Consider the following 17,587-nt stretch of genomic DNA (forward strand, 5'->3'; position numbering starts at 1 on the left):
GGGTTCCGGCAGCCTTCAGTGGTCTTTGCAGAGTTAAGACAGGCGGCTTAGCGTTGCACTTCGAACTTGAATCCGCCCCCAGGCTGATGAACTGAATCTGATTAGTGTTAACAGTGCCGGAAAAAACCAGGGCGCTTTCGATCTGATTGCACGCAATGGTGAAAAGATTGAGGGTATTGATTTACCTGTTTATGTCGGGAAATTAATCCGCGACCCGGCTCATCCTGACGATGTGATTATTCGCCAGGATAAAAGCGAGACAACCCGCTCAACTGATGCGCTGTTAGGTGCGCTGTCTGCGGGACAGTTTATTGCTGACAGCGAAATGCAAAGTGTCCGTTCCCGCCGTGGCGATATTCAGAAGGCCAGTGCGGGTGGGATCTGGGGACGTTACCTGACCGGGGATTCTCATGTCAGCGCCGCGGGTAGTGCGGGCTATCGCCTCAGACAGAATGGCGTTGAACTGGGTGGCGATAAGATGGTTGAGCTGGGCAGCGATCGTCTGGCGCTGGGTCTGTTTGGTAGCTATTCCACTAACGACCTGAAGCAGGATCGCGGTAACACCAGCGGCGTCGAAAGCTGGGGCGGCGGTATCTACAGCAGCTGGCTGGGCGCTCAGGGCTACTATGTTGACGGTATGCTGGAATATAACCATTTCAGCACGTCCGTCCGATCGCATACCGAAACCGGGCTTGGGGTGAAGGGGCAGTTTGAGCAGAAAGGCGTTGGCGCCGCGCTGGAAACGGGTTACCGCTTTAACCTGCCAGCAGAGGTGTATATTGAGCCTTACCTGCGTGCCGCGTACTTTACTGCGGATGGCAGGGACGTAAAACTGAGCAACGGCCTCGAAGCGAAAGCCGATCGTATGCAGTCAATGCGCGGGGAAACCGGCGTGAGTGTGGGTAAACGCATTGATCTGGGTGAAAGCATGTCGGTCAGCCCTTACGTGACGGCCGCGGTGGAGCATGAGTTCATCAAACACAATGACGTGCTGATGGGCGGAACTGAGCACTTTAACAATGATTTCTCTGGTACGACGGGCCGTTATGGCGCGGGCATCGCGGCACAGCTGACCAGCAACACCTCGGTGTACAGCGAAGTCAGTTATCGCAAGGGGAACCATGTTGAGTCGCCACTGATGGCGGATGCGGGTGTACGCATCGACTTCTGATAAACGAAACGACAGTGCTGCAGTGATGCTGTCAGCACTGTCATCGTACAGGGCGTCACGGCGCGGCCATCTGCACTAATCAGGCCGTCTTGCTGAAGCATCGGTAAGACGGCCTCTGACCGTCATCACATCTCATTTCAACAACGCACACAGCTGCTGTAAATCAGCGTGATTCTGCAACTGGCAGAGCGCCACTACATTCTGTAACTGTTCCTCTGACGCTTCCGGCAGGCAACCGCGTAGCTTGTGCGGCAAATCCACCGGCGTGGCGATGCTTTGCTGCCGGGTAACGCGCTGTTGCAGGTGTTCGCCATTGCGCAGATACAGTGTGACCTGATGAAAGCGCAGGGCAGGATTCAGCTCATCTGGCGGTGCACTGGCATCCGGGCAGCGCGTAACTTTGCTGGCCAGTGCCATAATCTCTTCCTCAACGGGCTGTTCAGCGAAATCCTCCACCCGCAGTTCATCACGCAGCAACATCATGGCAATCACATATTCGAGGCTAAAGCGTGCCTCAATGCCACTGACCGGCTGGCGGATAAAGGCGGCGATATCGCCACCGGGCGGGAAGGCGACCTCAATGCGCACCACCTGCTGTATCAGCGCTTCGATAGTGTTGCTCTGTTGCAGCCACTGCTGGCGTAACAGGCGCGCCGCGTCTGCAGCACTGTGGGTGCCTGCGCAGGTGGGCCAGGGTTTAAACTCGAGCCCCGGCGTGATAATACGCCACGGCGCTCCCCAGTCTGCGGTCAGTTTTTCCGGCTGCTGCTGTCCGTCGCCATAGGCTGCCAGAAAACGCTCCAGCACGGCGGTGGACTGGCCGTGAAATCCGGCCAGCGTCAGCTGCACGGCGCTGACGGCCGCCTGCGCCGCGAAGCCAGCATGCAGCGGTTTGACCGCGCTGCCGAACTGCGCCCGCAGGCCGCTGGCACGGGTCGCCGCAATACCAAGGGCAATGGTGGTTTGCTCACGATTCGCCGTCAGCAGATACGCGCCTGCGGCGGCGGCGGCGATGACGCCCAGCGTGGCGGTGTTATGAAAACCAAGCTGGTAGTGGCGTGGCCCGGCGGCCAGCCCGAGTCTCCCCGCCACCTCGACGCCCGCAATATAAGCATCGAGAAAACGCGTATGGCTGATGGTGGGATGTTCTTCCGCCAGCGCCAGCAGCGCAGGCAGGATCACGGTGCCCGGATGGCCACGAAAGTCGGGATGAAAATCATCATAGTCCAGCGCATGCCCGGCATACCCCAGCAGCAGGGCGCGGGTCTGGCTGTCTTTGCCGCGATAGACCTGGCGTAAGCTCTGCAGTCCGCTGTCGGGCAGCGCGTGGCTGATCACCGGCAGACAGACGGCGATAAAATCCAGCACCCCCTGACGCGCTTTTTCCCGCGCATGATCGCCTGGCCGGACGCTGACAATACGTTCGGCAAGCTGTAATGTCAGTGACATCAGGCGTCCCCTTTGCTCAGACGGCTTAACGCCTCGGTCGCCAGCTGCACAAAGTAGCGGGCGGTCGGGAACAGGGCACGATCATCGACGCGGAATTGCGGATGATGCAGGGCAAAAGGGCCACCGGAACCGACCATAATAAACGCGCCGGGCAGCTGCTGCTGGTAAAACGCAAAGTCTTCGCCAATCGGGCTGGCCTCAACCCGACGTGCCTCGAAGCCAACCGCGGCGCCCTGCTCAAGGGCAAAATCGACCCACGCCGCATCATTAACCACCGAAGGTGGTCCTGGCTGCCAGTCGAGGCTGATATCACTGGTAAACGCGGCACCAATCCCCTGCAATACCTGACGGAAGCGACGCTCAATCAGTTCGCGCGTTTGCTGGTCAAAGCTGCGCACCGTTCCTCCCAGCCACGCGCTGTCGGGGATTACATTCCAGGTGCTGCCGCTGTGGATCTGAGTGATGGAAACCACCGCGTTCTGATTTGATGGCACATTGCGCGCGATTAGCGTCTGCAACGCGGCGATCACCTGTCCGGCAATCACTATCGGGTCATTACCTTCATGCGGCCGCGCGGCATGGCTGCCGGTGCCGCTAATCGTAATGGTGAAGCGATCGACACCCGCGGTGAGTGCCCCCGCTTTGCTCCCCAGCACGCCGACCGGCAAGCCCGGGTCATTATGGATACCAAAGATCACAGTGGCACCGTCCAGCGCCCCTGTTGCCAGCAGCGCGGGCGCGCCGTGCCCGGTCTCTTCTGCCGCCTGGAACAGAATGCGTACGCGACCTGGCAGCGTCGCTTCCTGCTGCTTCAGCATGATCGCTGCGCCCAGCGCGGCAGAAGTATGGAAATCGTGCCCGCAGGCGTGCATCACGCCCGCATGTTCGGAGGTGTAATCCACCCCCGACTTCTCCTCGATCGGCAGTGCATCAATATCTGAACGCAGCACCACCAGCGGGCCAGCCTGTTCACCGATTTCCGCGACCAGCCCGGTCGCCAGCGGCAGATCAAGAATACGGATCTGATGCTGTTCCAGCACCGCTCTGATGCGCGCGGTGGTGGCGAATTCCTGGTTAGACAGCTCGGGAAAGCGATGCATTTCATGGCGGAAATCTTGCAGAAACGCAGCCAGTGGCTGAAAGGGGGCGGGAATGGTGAACATTTTACACTCCTGTTAAGTGGCGTTCCTGGCGTGCCAGCCACTCATGATGGCGTGCTTCATCCAGCACTTTCTTCATATACAACGTGATATGGCCTTTACCGAGATCGGTGGTGTGCTGCGGCTGAAAGCCCAGTTTCTGGTACATCTCTTTCAGCCACGGGTGGCTGATGGCGGTGCCCAGCGAATAGGCGGGCGCTTTCAGTTGCGCCAGCAACACCTCCTGTTCCAGCCAGTTCAGCAGTTTTCTGCCGTAGCTGTGGCCGTTGAACGCCGGGTCTGCGCCAAACCAGCCGATATGCGGCAGGCCAAACGGGCCGGGCAGCGGCCCCCAGGGATAGCGCAGAGTGACGGATGACACCATACGCTGGTCAATAAACAGCGCATATACCCCGTGCTGCTGCAGATGACGGGTGACTTTTTCCCCGTCTGCCGTGGCGGCGTCGAAGTGAATGCCCAGCGCTTTTACGGGCGCGTAAGCCGCGAGCATTAACGCCAGATACGCTTCGCGATCGGCGAGGGTCAGCGCGCGGTAAACGGCTGTCATGGGTGAGACTCCTGTGATAAATGGCCAGAACGGCGCGCAAACTGGATGACGTCATCCACTTTCTGCGGCGCACAGCCGATATAGTTGGCCGGATCGAGCCACTGCTGCAGTTCGGCGGCGGTGATATATGGGGCAAGTTGCGGGTGCTCCAGCAGCACCTGCTGGAAAGAGCGCTGCTGTTCATAAGCCTGCATGGCGCACTGATACACCAGCTCATGGGCGCTTTGTTTGCCCAGCTTTTTGCCGACCTCAAACATCACTTTTTCCGACAGCAGTAAACCGTCCTGCAGCTGCAGATTAGCCAGCATCCGGCGCTGATTCACCGTGATGCCCGGCAGAATGGCGCGTGCGCCCTGTAACTGTGCGGAGAGATAGAGGCAGATTTCCGGCAATGCCAGCCACTCTGCGCGCCAGCTCATGGCATCGCGTTCATGTTCAACGTGCATCGAGTGATAGATCAGGCTGGCGCTTTTTTGCAGCGGCGCAGTCAGGCTGGCTAAGCCTTCCAGCGCCGCCGGATTGCGTTTGTGCGGCATGGTGGTGGAACCGATTTTCCCCGGATTAAACGGCTCTTCGATTTCCCCCACTTCCGTGCGCATCAGGTTGTACAGCTCGTTGCCGATTTTCCCCAGTGTGCCGCTGATCAGCACCGCCACAGAGGCGAATTCGGAAAAACGGTCGCGCGCGGCCTGCCAGCCAATAGTCGGCGTATTCAGTTCCAGCTTGCTGAGTGCCAGCCGCTCCACCTGCGGCCCTGCCTCACCCAGCGCAGCATAGGTGCTGATGGCACCCGCCAGATTGCCGGTCAGCAGGCGTGGGCTGATCTCTTTCAGCCGATCGAGGTGGCGAATGAATTCATCGAGCCAGACGGCAACTTTAAAACCAAAAGTGATCGGTTGTGCCTGCATTCCGTGGGTACGTCCGGCCATCAGCGTATATTGATGGGTTTGCGCCAGCTGAATCAGCGTTTCGGCAATCACCACACAGTCGCGTGTCACCCGTTGCAGCGTCTGCTTCAGCTGCAATACTGTGGCGGTATCGACAATATCCTGGGTGGTGACGCCATAATGGATATATTCCCCGGCATCGCCGCACTGCCGTTGCAGCGCTTTCAGGGTGGGCATCAGGGAGTGTTTCATCTGTGCGGCATCGCTGGCGATGGTGGTGACATCAAGCAGGCTGGCATCGGCTGCCGCGGCAATGGTGTCGGCGGCCGCGGCCGGGATCACACCCAGCTCGCCCTGTGCGCGCGCCAGTGCGACTTCCACCGCCACCTGTTGCGTCAGGCGATTTTGTTCGGACCAGATCGCGCGCATTTCCGCAGTGCCAAAATTATTGCCAATTAACAGATAATCGATAGGATGTGAGGACATATATCTCTCATTATTTTTAGGGTTAATTAAAGAAAGGGAAATAACCTTTCCGCTATCTGAAATTAGCCTCGGTTTATGACATCATTTCTTTGATCCAGCACAGCGTGCAAGTGTTTTGCAGGCTATAGATAAATTTACACTATCGATATGCGAATTTGTGAAATTGAAATAATCGGACAGGCGTTGATTAATTTTTATTTTCTCGTAGCATGATGAAAATGAATTATTTCCGCCATTAATGACCCTGTCATTAATAATTCCATTGACGACAAAAGTTTGACTTCTCTATTCCGGGGACGGGTTATTGCTGCCCGTAAATTCTGAATTAATACACAGGTTATAAACGTGCTTGCTATCAAATCGCCGCACCGTTATCTCCAGCAGCCCGGCCTGACTGCCCGGGCAGGTGAATATATTGCTCCCCTTGCCAAGTCTGTTGCGATCATTACCAGCCCTCAGGCCTGGCAGGCGGTCAATCCGCAGCTGGAAAGCAGCCTGCAGGCAAATCAGATTCACTATCAGGTCGGGTTCCTTGCCGGTGAGTGCAGCGATGACGCGATTGCGGAGCATCAGGCTCGCGTGCAGCAGTCTGGCGCCACACTGGTGTTAGGCATTGGCGGCGGGCGGGTGCTCGATTGCGCGAAAGCTGTCGCCAATGCACTGGACGAGGTGGCGCTGGTCACGCTGCCGACGGTCGCTGCCACCTGTGCCGCCTGGTCGCCGGTCAGCATTATCTACAATGCGCAGGGCGGGCATCTGCGCAGTATCCCGCTGGCGCGGATGCCACAACTGGTGCTGGTCGACAGCGAGGTGATTGCGCGCAGTGATGTGCGCTATCTGAAAGCCGGGATTGTTGATGCGCTGGCGAAATGGTACGAGTTTGTTCCTTATCAGCAGAAGAATGGCGACAGCCTGGCGCTGAACCTGAAAGTGCAGGCAGCGAAAATGGCCGTCGATACCTTTGCGCAGTATGGCGCAGAAGCGGTGCAGGCGAACCAGCAGGGCATCGTCAACCCGGCGTTAATCAAGGTGATTGACGCCAATATTGCGCTGGCGGGGATGGCGAACAGTATGCGCGATGACACGCCCGCTCCCGGGGTGGCGCATGCCATTCATAACCGGCTCACCCATCAACCTGAGCTGCATGACTGGCTGCATGGCGAAAAGGTCGGCTTCTGTCTGCTGGTACAGTCACTGCTGGAAAGCGCCAGTGGCCAGCCGGACGCCGGATTACTGGCGCTGCTGCGTCAATATGATGCGCCACTGACCTTATCACCGCTGGCAGGCAATCGCGCCGCCGCCTTCGCTGCCATCGCAAGCGAAGTGAAATTCTCTGCGGCCAATGCCGCCCGTTTACCGTTTTCTCTTGCTGCCAGCGCCATCGAACAGGCGTTGCTGGCGACTGACCGTCATTTTTAAGGATCGCGCATGTCACACCACACTGAAAACCGTCGCCAGCTGCGCCTCGGCTTGTTTGTCCAGCCGCTGGGTCATCACGTCAGCGGCTGGCGTCTGTCGCAGCAGCAGGAATCACCGACGGATATCGAATGGCTGACCTGGATTGCACGTAAAGCAGAAGAAGGCAAATTCGATATGTTTTTTGTCGGTGATGCGCTGGCGACCAGCGTGTACCGTCTGCCGTCCACCATGGCGCGCTTTGAGCCGCTGACGCTGCTGTCGGCGCTGGCGGTCAATACCCGGCATATCGGTCTGGCGGCAACGGTGTCCACCACCTTCAGCGATCCGTTTAGCCTGGCGCGCGCCTTCTCGTCGCTGGACCATATCAGTCACGGCCGTGCGGCATGGAATGTGGTGACCTCGTTCTCCACCGATGTGGCGCGTAACTTCAGCCGCGACGATATGCCCAGCCACGCCGAGCGCTACGCGGTGGCTCATGAGTTTCTCGATGTCACTTTTAAGCTGTGGGAAGGCTGGCAGGAAGGGGCGGTGGTGCATGATAAAGCCAGCGGACAATATTTTGTTGATGACAAAATTCAGGCGATCAACCACAAAGGGCACCATTTCCAGGTGCAGGGTCCGCTGAATATTGACCGCTCGCCGCAGGGACGTCCGGTGATTATTGAAGCCGGTTCCTCCGCTGACGGGCAAAAACTGGCGGCAGCGACCGCCGAAGTGGTGTTTACCGCCGCGGCAACGCTGGAAGAAGCGCAGAGCTTCTACCAGGCGCAGAAGCAGCAGGTGGAAGCCGCCGGGCGCAACCCGGATCATGTGCTGATCCTGCCGGGAGTGATGCCGATCGTTGGTCGTACCCGTGAAGAGGCCTGGGCCACCTGGCGTGAACTGAATCAGCTGGTGGATATCGATAACGGTATTAAACAGCTGTCCACTCGCTTTGGTATGGATCTCAGCCCGTTCCCGCTCGACGGTCCGGTGCCGGAAGCGCCAGCCATTGAGGGCGGGCAGAGCCGGGTGAAACTGCTGACCGATCTGGCGGAGCGTGAGAATCTGACGCTGCGTGAGCTGGCGGCCATTGCGGCCGGTTCCCGTGGGCATCGCGTACTGGTCGGGACGGCGGAGGAGATTGCTGACAACTTCCAGCAGTGGCTGGAGCAGGGCGGCGCGGACGGCTTCAATATTATGCCGGCGATTATGCCGGAGCAGCTGTCACTGTTTGTTGAGCTGGTGATCCCGGAGCTGCGCCGGCGCGGTCTGTTCCGCGAGGAGTACCAGTACAATACCTTACGTGAAAACCTCGGTTTACCCGATCCGGCGCGAGGCTAACGCGATGACACTCTCTTTATCTGCCCGCGTCCAGCGCGTGACGCTTTCTGCTAATGCCGCCGCCCGCCAGCGTACCCGTGAACTGAAAGCGGCTGGCGTGGATATTATCGACTTAACCATCGGCGAGCCGGATTTCGATACGCCGGAGCATATTAAGCAGGCGGCGTATGCCGCCATTGCGCGCGGCGAAACCAAATATCCACCGATTCCCGGCGTGCCCGCCTTGCGTGCGGCTGTGCAGCGTAAGTTGCAGGATGAGAATCAGCTGGCGTATCAGCCGGAAAACATCATGGTGGCCAACGGGGCGAAACAGGTGATTTTCAATGCCTTTGCCGCCACGCTGAATCACGGTGATGAAGTGATTATCCCGGCCCCTTACTGGCCGACATTTCCCGATGCGGTCAGTTTTAATGGCGGTACGCCGCGCATTATTCCCTGTCATCTGGAGCAGGCGTATAAACTGCAACCGGAACAGCTGGCGGCGGCGATTACGCCGGACACCCGCTGGCTGGTGCTGAACAACCCGGGCAACCCCAGCGGTGCGATTTATTCACCGCAGGAGCTGGACGCGCTGGCCGCGGTGCTGCGTCAGCATCCGCAGGTGTGGATTATGCTGGACGAGCTGTACGAACATATTCTGTTTGATGGTCGCCAGCATCGCGGTTTACTCAATATTGCCGCCGATCTGCAGGAGCGTACGCTGCTGGTGGGTGGCGTATCGAAAACCTACGCTATGACGGGATGGCGTATTGGCTATGGTGCCGGGCCTGCTGCGTTGATTAAAGCGATGGTGGTGGTGCAGTCGCAGGTGAGTTCTGGCGCCAGTTCGGTCAGCCAGGCGGCGGCGCTGGCCGCGCTGGAAGGCGGGCTGGACTTTCTGGCACCGCAGCAGGCGGCATACCAGCAGCGGCGCGATAAGCTGGTGGCGTTACTGGCCGATGTGCCAGGCGTGGAAGTGCTACCGCCGCAGGGGGCGTTTTTTGTCTTCTGCCGTTGTACAGGACTGCTGGGACGCACAAAGCCGGACGGCACCGTACTGGAGAATGAAGCGGATGTACTGGGTTACTTGCTGGAGAGCGGTGTCTCTGGCGTTGGCGGCAGCGCTTATGGTCTGTCGCCTTATTTCCGGTTGTCGATTGCCATGGATGAGGACAGCGTGGTTGAAGCGGGCAAACGGATTGTGGCAGCCTGCGCCCGGCTGACGCAGGTGTAATACGCTGTTTATTCAATGATCAGGTGCACTTTTTTGCCAATGTAACCCGCCATACCAACGAGTGCATCTATCGTGAATTTCTCTGTTTTCTGGTTAACCACATCGGAAACTCGCGGGCGGGTGGTGTGTAAAATCTTCGCTGCCGTGACCTGACGCTGATTAGTGGCTTTCATCCAGTTGTTGATCTCTGCCATTAATTGTCGCTTTAGCTCATCGGTGCGTGCCATTTCAGCCTTTGATTCTGCCAGCATGCTGGCAGCTTCGTCTGGCGCAAAACCCAAATCAGCGAATACGTTGCCGCCTGCTTTGGTCACGTGCCGCGATTGCGTATCGATTTTGTCAGTCATGTTTGGCCTCTTTAATGTCGGCTACCACCGTTTTGTAACGCGCTTTGATGATGGCTGCGTCACCCGGGCTGGTTTTCTGTGTCTTTTTTTGAAAACAGTGTAGAACGTAAATTTTCTTCTCGAATTTGGCGACATAGATCACACGCCATGCGCCGTCTTTATCTTTGATTTTAATTTCCGTTACACCGGCTCCCCAGTCATCGACACGCTTAAAATGGTAAGGCTCATGGCCATTTTGAACCCGGTTTAATTCGAAGCCAGCGGTTCTTTTTGCATCATCAGGAAAGCGTTTTAGATCCTCAAGGGAACTCCCTCGCCAGTCGATATCCTTTTCCATAAGGTCTCCTTTTGTATAAAATTTTATACATTGGCGGGAGGGCCGTCAAATCGCAACGCAGCCGGAATGCGACATCATTTGCCTTTTTATCCATACTTTTTGTGGAGCAAATGTGCGGTGTGACGAACTTTTAGACGTTCGAGCGGTGCTTTGCAACAAAGTGCTTGCCAGCTTTTTCGAACAGGGCCATAATAGCGCCCATTCCTGACGGGCTTGATGATGAAAATTCATTTTTAATCAACAAGTTAAATGATAAATCAACGTCAGGTGGCACGATGTGATGCGGGAATAGCTCAGTTGGTAGAGCACGACCTTGCCAAGGTCGGGGTCGCGAGTTCGAGTCTCGTTTCCCGCTCCAAATTTCGTGTCGCTGTTTACAGCACTGCACCACTCCTAAGCGGGAATAGCTCAGTTGGTAGAGCACGACCTTGCCAAGGTCGGGGTCGCGAGTTCGAGTCTCGTTTCCCGCTCCAGTCATGTTTTAATCGCATCTTCAGATAAACTTCCTTGTTTTATCCCGACGTCATCTTTCAGATATTTTGCTTCGTCATGCCCGATCTACAGCCATTCCGATGGCGACGCTAATTCCCCATGCCATATATACAATGCCAGAACCGGTTCGTGTTGCGCCTGTGTCGCATGCGGGACGTGGCTATGATGAATAATTAACTCACCCGGTTTGCGGGGATGAAATTCCGTATTGCCCATCGACCATAAACCCGTGCCAGACAATGGCAGGTAGATTTCTGCCGCCTGATGATGATGTGCCGGATAAAGGGTTTCTGGCGCAATCAGGGTCAGACCGATAGCCAGCTGAGATGAAATCCACACATCGTCAGGCCCGATCAATGGCGAGAACGCGACTTGTTCCGCAAGGCGGGGGAAATCCGGGTGTGGCTGATAACCAAAATTCCAGCTTAAGTACGGTGCCAGCCCGCGGAGGAGCCGGCAAATCTCTTTTTCTCCTGATACCTCGCCGATGCTTAACGCCTGGTCAAGATAATCCACCGCGGGCTGATGCACGGTTTTTTTCATCCGGCGGTTTTTTTCGGGTTGTATGGGCCAGCATGCAAGGACATGCTCCCGCAGTGCCTGTAAATCCGCAGCCAGTGGCAGCGATATTAACCGCTGATGGAGAGTGACCAGCAGGGGGTCAATCATGTTATCCTCATATTCAATATTTGCTATATGACTATATAAAACAAACTATGAGCGAGAGATCAACCCAGATCAGGGCATTAGCCAGTGAACCGCGACTGGAAATACTGCGACTGCTTAAATATCCGCAGCAACATTTTAGCGGGCAGGTGTCAGCTGATCCGCAGACCTTCGGTGTCTGTATTACGCTGATCGCTGAGGCCTTACAGGTGGCGCAGCCAACCGCCAGCCGCCATATTGATCTCCTGCGGCAGGCGGGATTTATCACCATACGGCGCTATCAGAAATGGTCATACTGTCAGAGAAACGAAGCAGCCATAGCGGAGTATATTCAGTGGCTGACAGCCGAAATTGGCGGGTAAACCGGCAGGCTTACCCGCGAGCGGGCCGTTAATTAAAACGCCTTGTCAGCATCAGGACGCTGGCTGCTGGTAGATACCAGTTGCCGGTTCAGCACCAGCACATCATCTTCAGAAAAACGTCCGGCATAGAACTGCAGTTTGGCGTAACCCTGGAACCACTCCACATAGCTGCGCAGCAACTCAAGGCGTGCCTGATAAGCCTGGCGCTCGGCATTCAGCGCATCGGTGTTGGTACGCTCGCCACCGGAGACACTGCGGCGCATCGCCTGCACCAGCTCGCTGCTGTCGGCGGCGTTCTGTCGCAGGGTTTGAATGCGCCTGCCACTGGTGGTGCAGACGCGCCAGTATTTCTCCAGCATGGTGGCGGTGTTACTGGTGGCATGATCCAGCTCGAAGCGTGCCTGCTCACGGCGGTTGACCGCTTGGCGCGTGGCATAATAACTGGAGCCGCCGTTAAACAGCGGGACAGTGACCTGCAAACCAATGGTGTTGCTGTCGTAGTTACGGCCTTTGTTGTTGATATTGTCGGATTCGATATGCTCATACGAGGCGTAAGCCGAGACGCGCGGCATAAACTGGCCTTTTTCCCGCTCAATGGTCAGATCGTTGTAACGTACCCCCAGCCTTGCCGCCTGCACTTCCGGGTTCTGCTGTTGCGCATCGGCCAGCAATGTTTTCAGGTCGGCATTGTGCAGCGGTAACAGGCCGGTTTTCAGGTTAATCGCCATCAGTTGCTGCTGATGCAACGGTTCGCCCAGCAGCATCGCAAGCTCACGCAGGCGGTCGGCCAGTTCGTTTTCATAGTTCACCAGTTCAGCTTCTGTCGCGCCAATCTGGGTGCGGGTTTCAAGGATATCGATGCGCGTGCCTTCGCCCTGCGCCATCATCCGCTCGTTACCGCGCAGCATATCCTGGTAGACACGCAGCTGATAGCGTGCAAGTTGCAGTGAATCCCGCGCCAGCAGGGCATTCAGATAGGCGTCAATTAACGCCACCGCTTCCTGCTGAAACTGCAAACGGTACTGCAGATCGGCATACTCCGCCTGGGTTTCGCCCATACGATAGGTACTGATCGCCGAGTAGTCGAACAGCGTTTGCTCGATGGTCACGCCACGGCGCTGACCGTAGAATTTATCCTTTACCGTCAGCGACTGATCCGAACCGGATATAGCCACTTTTTCCGCCAGGCGTGTGCGGTTACGCAGATAGTTGATTGAAGCCTGTGGCAGCAACGCAGCGCGCGCGATATTGCCCGCATCGCGGCCAGCATCACGCGCGGCGCGTGCCGCCTGTACCTGCGGATCGTTAAGCAACATGCGCTCGTAGGCCTGCACCAGATTCATCGTTGGCGCGTCGCCTGGCAGCAATGCCGTGCGGGATTCCTGCTGCGCGGACAACGACGATGGTGTAAGAAAATCCGCCAGCGCCAGCGGTGTGATGGCCAGTGACGTCAGCAAGACCAGTACCGATCTGCATATCGGTTTCGCCGCACCGAGGCGGCGGCCTGTTGTGTGACTGCATCCCTTCATTTAATCCTCCGTCAGCGCCAGTCGGGTACGATCACGCAGTGGCTTCACCAGATAGTTCATCAGGGTGCGTTCACCGGTTTTGACAAAGGCGGTGACGGGCATCCCCGGCTGCAACTGCAATCCCGGCAGCACTTCACGTCCCTGCAGGCCGTCGACGATGATCTCCACATGGTAGTAGGGCTGGCCTTCGGCATCTTCCAGCCGATCGGCGGAGATGGTACGCACCGTACCCGGCAGTTTTGGCGTTGAAGTGCGGCTAAAGGCCATAAATTCCAGCTCCACCTGCTGGCCGGGATGTACTTTGTCGACTGACTGCACGGGCAGACGCCCTTCAACCCGCAGCGGTTGATCGCCAGGTACGATATCCATCAGTTTATCGCCCGTACTGACCACGCCACCTTCGGTAAATACCCTGAGTCCGGCCACGATACCGCTGGCAGGCGCAACAATACGGGTATTGCTCAGTTCGTACTGTGCGTTGTCCAGCCGCGCCAGCAGCTCCGCGCTGCGGATTCGGGTATCGGCCAGCGTGTTACGCAGTTCCTTCTGATAATTCTCGCGCTGCTGAATCAACTGCAATTGTGCTTCACGCAGCTGGCCTTCCAGACTGGCCAGTCGCCCCTGATCGTCAGCAATCGAACCGTTCAGTTGCAGGTACTGGCGTTCTGTTTCCAGCAGGCGATTGCGCGCCAGCAGGCCGTCATCCGCCAGTGCACGCTGCCCTGCCAGCTGGCGTTCGAAGGTGGTACGCTGCTGCTGACGTGCCTGCAGACTGCGGCGCAGACTGTCACGCTGATCGCGCGAGCCGTTTAACGCGGCGGCCAGGCCGTCGAGTGTCGCCTGTTGAGCACTGCGGCGGCTGGCGAACAGTTGTTGCTGGGTCTGGATAATTTCGTCGCGCTGCAGGCTGTCGCTGTTCAGCAGGCGATCGTCAAAACGGATCTGCGCCAGACCCTCGCGTTCGGCTACCAGCCGGTTCTCGCTCGCCAGGCTGCTGAGATACTGGAAGCGCAGCGCATCAAGCTGATTGGCAGGCAGGGTAGGCACCAGTTCTACCAGCAACTGTCCAGCCTGCACCTTGTCGCCGTCGGCGACCAGGATGTGCTGCACTTTGCCGCTGGCCAGCGGCTGCACCGCCTTGCTGTTGCCTCTGACGACGACTTTTGCTTCCAGCGGGATGCCTGCATCGAGCGGTGCCAGCGCGGCCCAGGCGATAAACGCACTGACGCCAGCCAGCACGATAAGCCAGCCCAGACGTACGTAGTGGCGGTTATCGACTGACAACAGGTCATCCTCTGGTAGCGCGGCTTCGCTGCTTACGGCAGTATTCAGCATCGGGTTTGTGCTCATGCGCCCCCCCTGCGTGGTAAGGCGTGACCGAATGAGACGGTTGTCAGCGGCGTCACTCGGGTGCTGGTCTGAGGAGAAGATGGGTGCCTGGTTTGTGCCTGGGATTGTGCTGGCGTGTTGCGCTGAATACGCTGCATCACCTCGGCCAGCGGACCGAAGTCGGCCTGTGTGCCGGCATGCAGAACCAGCAGTTTGTCGGCCTGCTGAAGAATATTGGGTTTATGGGTGATCACCACCAGCGTGACACCGGCCTTTTTGATGCGCCCGATCGCCTGCGCCAGCATCGCATCACCGGCTTCATCAAGATTGGCGTTAGGTTCGTCCAGCACCACCAGGCAGGGATCACCGTACAATGCGCGCGCCAGTCCGACGCGCTGGCGCTGTCCGCCTGACAAGCCCATACCGTTTTCGCCAAGGCGGGTCTGATAACCTGCGGGCAGCTGCAGAATCAGTTCATGCACGCCCGCCATCTGTGCGGCGGCAATCACTTGCTGTTCGTCCAGTTCGCCGAAACGGGCAATATTTTCCGCCACGCTACCGGCAAACAGCTGTACATCCTGTGGCAGATACCCCACCAGTGTGCCCAGTGTTTCCGCCCGCCATTGATCCAGTGGCGCACCGTCGAGTCGGACGCTACCGCGCAGTGGTGGCCAGGCATTGACCAGACAGCGCGCCAGTGTGGTCTTGCCCGCACCGGAGGAGCCGATGACCACCAGCGTCTGACCGGCGTCCAGTGTAAAGTCGATCCCGCGCAGCACCGGCTGCGTCTGGCTGGGCGGAGCGGCCATCAGCGCTTGTGCTGCCAGCGCGCCAGCGGGGCGCGGGAAATCCATTCCGGCGGCCAGCGGTGGGAAGTCAGCCAGTAGCTGGCTCAGACGACGCTCGGCCTCTTTCACACTGGTCCACTGGCGTGATGCGCCGATGATTTGATCAATCGGTGCCAGTGCGCGTCCCAGCAGAATCGACCCGGCGATCATCATTCCGGCGGTCATTTCATGGTTCAGCACCAGCCAGGCACCGAGACCCAGCGCCAGCGACTGTACCGCCATGCGCAGCGCCTTGTTCCAGCCCTGAATCCCGGCCATGCGGGCGCTGGCGAGGTTTTGTTCCCGTACGTAATCGAGATGCTGTACGGCCCAGCGACGGCGCAGATTACTGAGCATCCCCATCCCCGCCACGGCTTCGGCATTGCGCAGATTGGCCGCAGCATCGCGCCGTGATGAGATCGCCAGCGCCCCCGCTCGTTGCAGATGAGGACGGGTGACGCGTTCGTTGAGCCAGCCAATCGCCATCAGCACGATGGTGCCAGCGAGGGCAAACCAGCCGAGCAGTGGGTGGAACAGAAACATCACCAGCAGATAAACCGGGAACCACGGAGCATCAAACAGCGCAAACAGCGACTGGCCGGTGGCGAACTGGCGCAGTTGCTGCAAATCTTCCAGCGGCTGGGCGGCATTGAGTTTGCCGGTTTTCAGATTGGCGCTGAACGCGGCATCGAAGATACGCGGCGCCAGTGTGCGGTCAAAACCGGTGCTCAGGCGTAACACTACCAGGCTGCGCACCCACTCCAGTGCGCCCATAAAGGCGAACATCATCAGCACCATCAGCGTCAGCATCAGCAGTGTCATGGCGTTGCCGGAGGTGAGTACCCGATCATACACCTGCAGCATATACAGGGCGGGTGCCAGCATCAGCAGGTTGATCACCCCTGAAAAGACACCGATATGAATAAAACTACGTTTGTAGCTCAGCAGGGCGCGGGCCAGCTCACCACGCGCATTGGTTACCGGCCGGGAATTGCCCGTTGTCATTACAGTCCAGCCCCTTTTACGCAACATCGATCTCTCACGGCAGTTGCCGGGAGAGTGAAACCAGCCTGCGGCTTCTGTTTGCAGGCGTTGTCGCCAGCCGTTAACATGCACGGTGGCCGGAAAGCGGGGCTGTATCAGCCCCGGCATTACATCAGGCAACGTGCGGATTCCTTCCTTCACAAAAGCGTCAGCACGCGCCTGTTACCTCGTTTTACTTTCTGGCTGGCGGCTCAGGCTGCCTGCAGGAGGTCGCTGGTCGATTCGGCCAGCGACGCCTGCGCTACCGCAGAGGTCACCACACCGCCGGACGCATAGTCGCTGGCCTGGTCGTAGTAGCTGATGGATACGCCCGTACCGGACAGTGCGCTCTGGATATCGGCGAAGGAATCGGTGATATCGGAACCTTTTGACTCCAGGTATTTATCCAGCACGAACTCAAATGCCTGGGTGGTGGTGCTGTCGAAGGTCAGGCTGTACAGCAGAGCGGTGTTCAGCGTCGCGCTTTCGAACAGTGACGAGTTTGCCAGCAGGCTGGCGAAGGTGCCGGAAACGGCGATAGCGGAGTTGCCGTTGGCTACGCCGAATACGCTGGAAGCAACCGAGTCGATCGCAATGTTGAAGCCAGTGACAACGATCAGTGGGTAGTCGCTGTTAAAGGTGGTCAGAGTGCCAGACAACGGCGCTGCACCCGTGTCATTATCCGGCGTGTGGCCGAGGTATAACGTATTCAGACTACCTGAGGACTGGAACTCATAGAGGTTGTTGCTATTTGCATCGGTGGTACTCCATGAAAAACCGTTAGTGGATGTCACCAGATACTTGCCGCCACCATTGTCTGAGTCATTATGATCCACGCCCTGACCCGTATAGATATTGAAATCATAGGGGTTGTTGCCGCTTTTATAGGTCCCTGCACCGGTATGATAGACACCGTCGGTATCGCGCAGTGAACCCAGATAGGCCGGGTTGTAGGTGTTGACGTTGGTTTGGTCGTAGTCAGCGCGCCAGCTGGTGATTTCAGACTGTAAAGACATGCTG

At 57.8% G+C, this 17,587-nt stretch carries 16 protein-coding genes and 2 tRNA genes; 7 read left to right on the forward strand and 11 right to left on the reverse strand.

The window, feature by feature from the left end; all coding sequences use genetic code 11:
* Positions 1 to 91: 91 nt before the first annotated feature.
* Positions 92 to 1,171, forward strand: a complete 1,080-nt coding sequence (locus ACSZO1_RS04910) for an autotransporter outer membrane beta-barrel domain-containing protein (RefSeq protein ID WP_437610208.1) — start codon at positions 92 to 94, stop codon at positions 1,169 to 1,171.
* Positions 1,172 to 1,303: 132 nt separating this feature from the next.
* Here the strand turns inward: ACSZO1_RS04910 and ACSZO1_RS04915 are convergent, their stop codons facing one another.
* From ACSZO1_RS04915 to purB, 4 genes are read right to left on the reverse strand one after another with little or no spacing between them, the layout of a single operon-like run.
* Positions 1,304 to 2,620 (reverse strand): MmgE/PrpD family protein, encoded by a 1,317-nt coding sequence (locus ACSZO1_RS04915; protein ID WP_437610106.1) that lies wholly within the window; start codon positions 2,618 to 2,620, stop codon positions 1,304 to 1,306.
* Positions 2,620 to 3,783, reverse strand: a complete 1,164-nt coding sequence (locus ACSZO1_RS04920; RefSeq protein WP_437610108.1) for an amidohydrolase — start codon at positions 3,781 to 3,783, stop codon at positions 2,620 to 2,622. Before ACSZO1_RS04920 ends, ACSZO1_RS04915 begins: the two co-directional genes overlap by 1 nt.
* 1 nt (position 3,784) lies before the next feature.
* The gene (locus ACSZO1_RS04925; protein WP_437610110.1) at positions 3,785 to 4,327 is read right to left on the reverse strand and encodes a GNAT family N-acetyltransferase; all 543 of its coding nucleotides are present in this window, start codon (positions 4,325 to 4,327) and stop codon (positions 3,785 to 3,787) included.
* Positions 4,324 to 5,700 (reverse strand): adenylosuccinate lyase, encoded by a 1,377-nt coding sequence (gene purB / locus ACSZO1_RS04930; protein WP_437610112.1) that lies wholly within the window; start codon positions 5,698 to 5,700, stop codon positions 4,324 to 4,326. The genes ACSZO1_RS04925 and purB overlap by 4 nt, the downstream gene beginning before the upstream one ends.
* 345 nt (positions 5,701 to 6,045) lie before the next feature.
* Here purB and ACSZO1_RS04935 point away from each other — a divergent pair, with 345 nt between their 5' ends.
* The 3 genes from ACSZO1_RS04935 to ACSZO1_RS04945 are packed head-to-tail and all read left to right on the forward strand — an operon-like array spanning position 6,046 to position 9,655.
* Positions 6,046 to 7,119 carry an iron-containing alcohol dehydrogenase family protein gene (locus ACSZO1_RS04935; protein ID WP_437610114.1) on the forward strand — a complete coding sequence of 358 codons (1,074 nt, stop codon included), beginning with the start codon at positions 6,046 to 6,048 and terminating at the stop codon, positions 7,117 to 7,119.
* A gap of 9 nt (positions 7,120 to 7,128) precedes the next feature.
* Complete coding sequence (locus tag ACSZO1_RS04940; RefSeq protein ID WP_437610116.1) at positions 7,129 to 8,442, forward strand: LLM class flavin-dependent oxidoreductase; 1,314 nt, start codon at positions 7,129 to 7,131, stop codon at positions 8,440 to 8,442.
* A 4-nt stretch (positions 8,443 to 8,446) separates the two neighbouring features.
* Positions 8,447 to 9,655, forward strand: a complete 1,209-nt coding sequence (locus ACSZO1_RS04945; RefSeq protein WP_437610118.1) for an aminotransferase class I/II-fold pyridoxal phosphate-dependent enzyme — start codon at positions 8,447 to 8,449, stop codon at positions 9,653 to 9,655.
* 8 nt (positions 9,656 to 9,663) lie between these two features.
* Here the strand turns inward: ACSZO1_RS04945 and ACSZO1_RS04950 are convergent, their stop codons facing one another.
* Positions 9,664 to 10,002: a helix-turn-helix domain-containing protein gene (locus ACSZO1_RS04950; protein ID WP_437610120.1), complete on the reverse strand. Its 339-nt coding sequence runs from the start codon at positions 10,000 to 10,002 to the stop codon at positions 9,664 to 9,666.
* A complete protein-coding gene (locus tag ACSZO1_RS04955) occupies positions 9,995 to 10,339 on the reverse strand; it encodes a type II toxin-antitoxin system RelE/ParE family toxin (protein WP_437610122.1) in 345 nt (114 codons plus the stop codon). Before ACSZO1_RS04955 ends, ACSZO1_RS04950 begins: the two co-directional genes overlap by 8 nt.
* A gap of 282 nt (positions 10,340 to 10,621) precedes the next feature.
* Here ACSZO1_RS04955 and ACSZO1_RS04960 point away from each other — a divergent pair.
* Together ACSZO1_RS04960 and ACSZO1_RS04965 are read left to right on the forward strand one after the other, a co-directional pair.
* Positions 10,622 to 10,697, forward strand: a tRNA-Gly gene (locus tag ACSZO1_RS04960).
* Positions 10,698 to 10,736: 39 nt separating this feature from the next.
* A tRNA-Gly gene (locus ACSZO1_RS04965) sits at positions 10,737 to 10,812 on the forward strand.
* 85 nt (positions 10,813 to 10,897) lie between these two features.
* Here the strand turns inward: ACSZO1_RS04965 and ACSZO1_RS04970 are convergent.
* On the reverse strand, positions 10,898 to 11,500 hold the full coding sequence (locus ACSZO1_RS04970; RefSeq protein ID WP_437610124.1) for a dimethylsulfonioproprionate lyase family protein: 603 nt from the start codon (positions 11,498 to 11,500) through the stop codon (positions 10,898 to 10,900).
* A 47-nt stretch (positions 11,501 to 11,547) separates the two neighbouring features.
* Here ACSZO1_RS04970 and ACSZO1_RS04975 point away from each other — a divergent pair, with 47 nt between their 5' ends.
* Positions 11,548 to 11,859 (forward strand): ArsR/SmtB family transcription factor, encoded by a 312-nt coding sequence (locus ACSZO1_RS04975; RefSeq protein WP_437610126.1) that lies wholly within the window; start codon positions 11,548 to 11,550, stop codon positions 11,857 to 11,859.
* Positions 11,860 to 11,891: 32 nt separating this feature from the next.
* Here ACSZO1_RS04975 and ACSZO1_RS04980 read toward each other — a convergent pair whose 3' ends face one another.
* The 4 genes from ACSZO1_RS04980 to ACSZO1_RS04995 form a co-directional block, all read right to left on the reverse strand.
* Positions 11,892 to 13,388 (reverse strand): TolC family outer membrane protein, encoded by a 1,497-nt coding sequence (locus ACSZO1_RS04980; RefSeq protein ID WP_437610128.1) that lies wholly within the window; start codon positions 13,386 to 13,388, stop codon positions 11,892 to 11,894.
* Positions 13,389 to 14,738 carry an HlyD family type I secretion periplasmic adaptor subunit gene (locus ACSZO1_RS04985; protein ID WP_437610130.1) on the reverse strand — a complete coding sequence of 450 codons (1,350 nt, stop codon included), beginning with the start codon at positions 14,736 to 14,738 and terminating at the stop codon, positions 13,389 to 13,391. It abuts the gene before it with no gap.
* On the reverse strand, positions 14,735 to 16,549 hold the full coding sequence (locus ACSZO1_RS04990; RefSeq protein ID WP_437610132.1) for a type I secretion system permease/ATPase: 1,815 nt from the start codon (positions 16,547 to 16,549) through the stop codon (positions 14,735 to 14,737). Before ACSZO1_RS04990 ends, ACSZO1_RS04985 begins: the two co-directional genes overlap by 4 nt.
* Before the next feature lie 230 nt (positions 16,550 to 16,779).
* Positions 16,780 to 17,583: a hypothetical protein gene (locus tag ACSZO1_RS04995; protein ID WP_437610134.1), complete on the reverse strand. Its 804-nt coding sequence runs from the start codon at positions 17,581 to 17,583 to the stop codon at positions 16,780 to 16,782.
* Positions 17,584 to 17,587: the final 4 nt, after the last annotated feature.

The sequence above is a fragment of the Erwinia sp. V71 genome (genome assembly GCF_965644245.1).
In the GTDB taxonomy this organism is placed as follows: Bacteria; Pseudomonadota; Gammaproteobacteria; order Enterobacterales; family Enterobacteriaceae; genus Erwinia.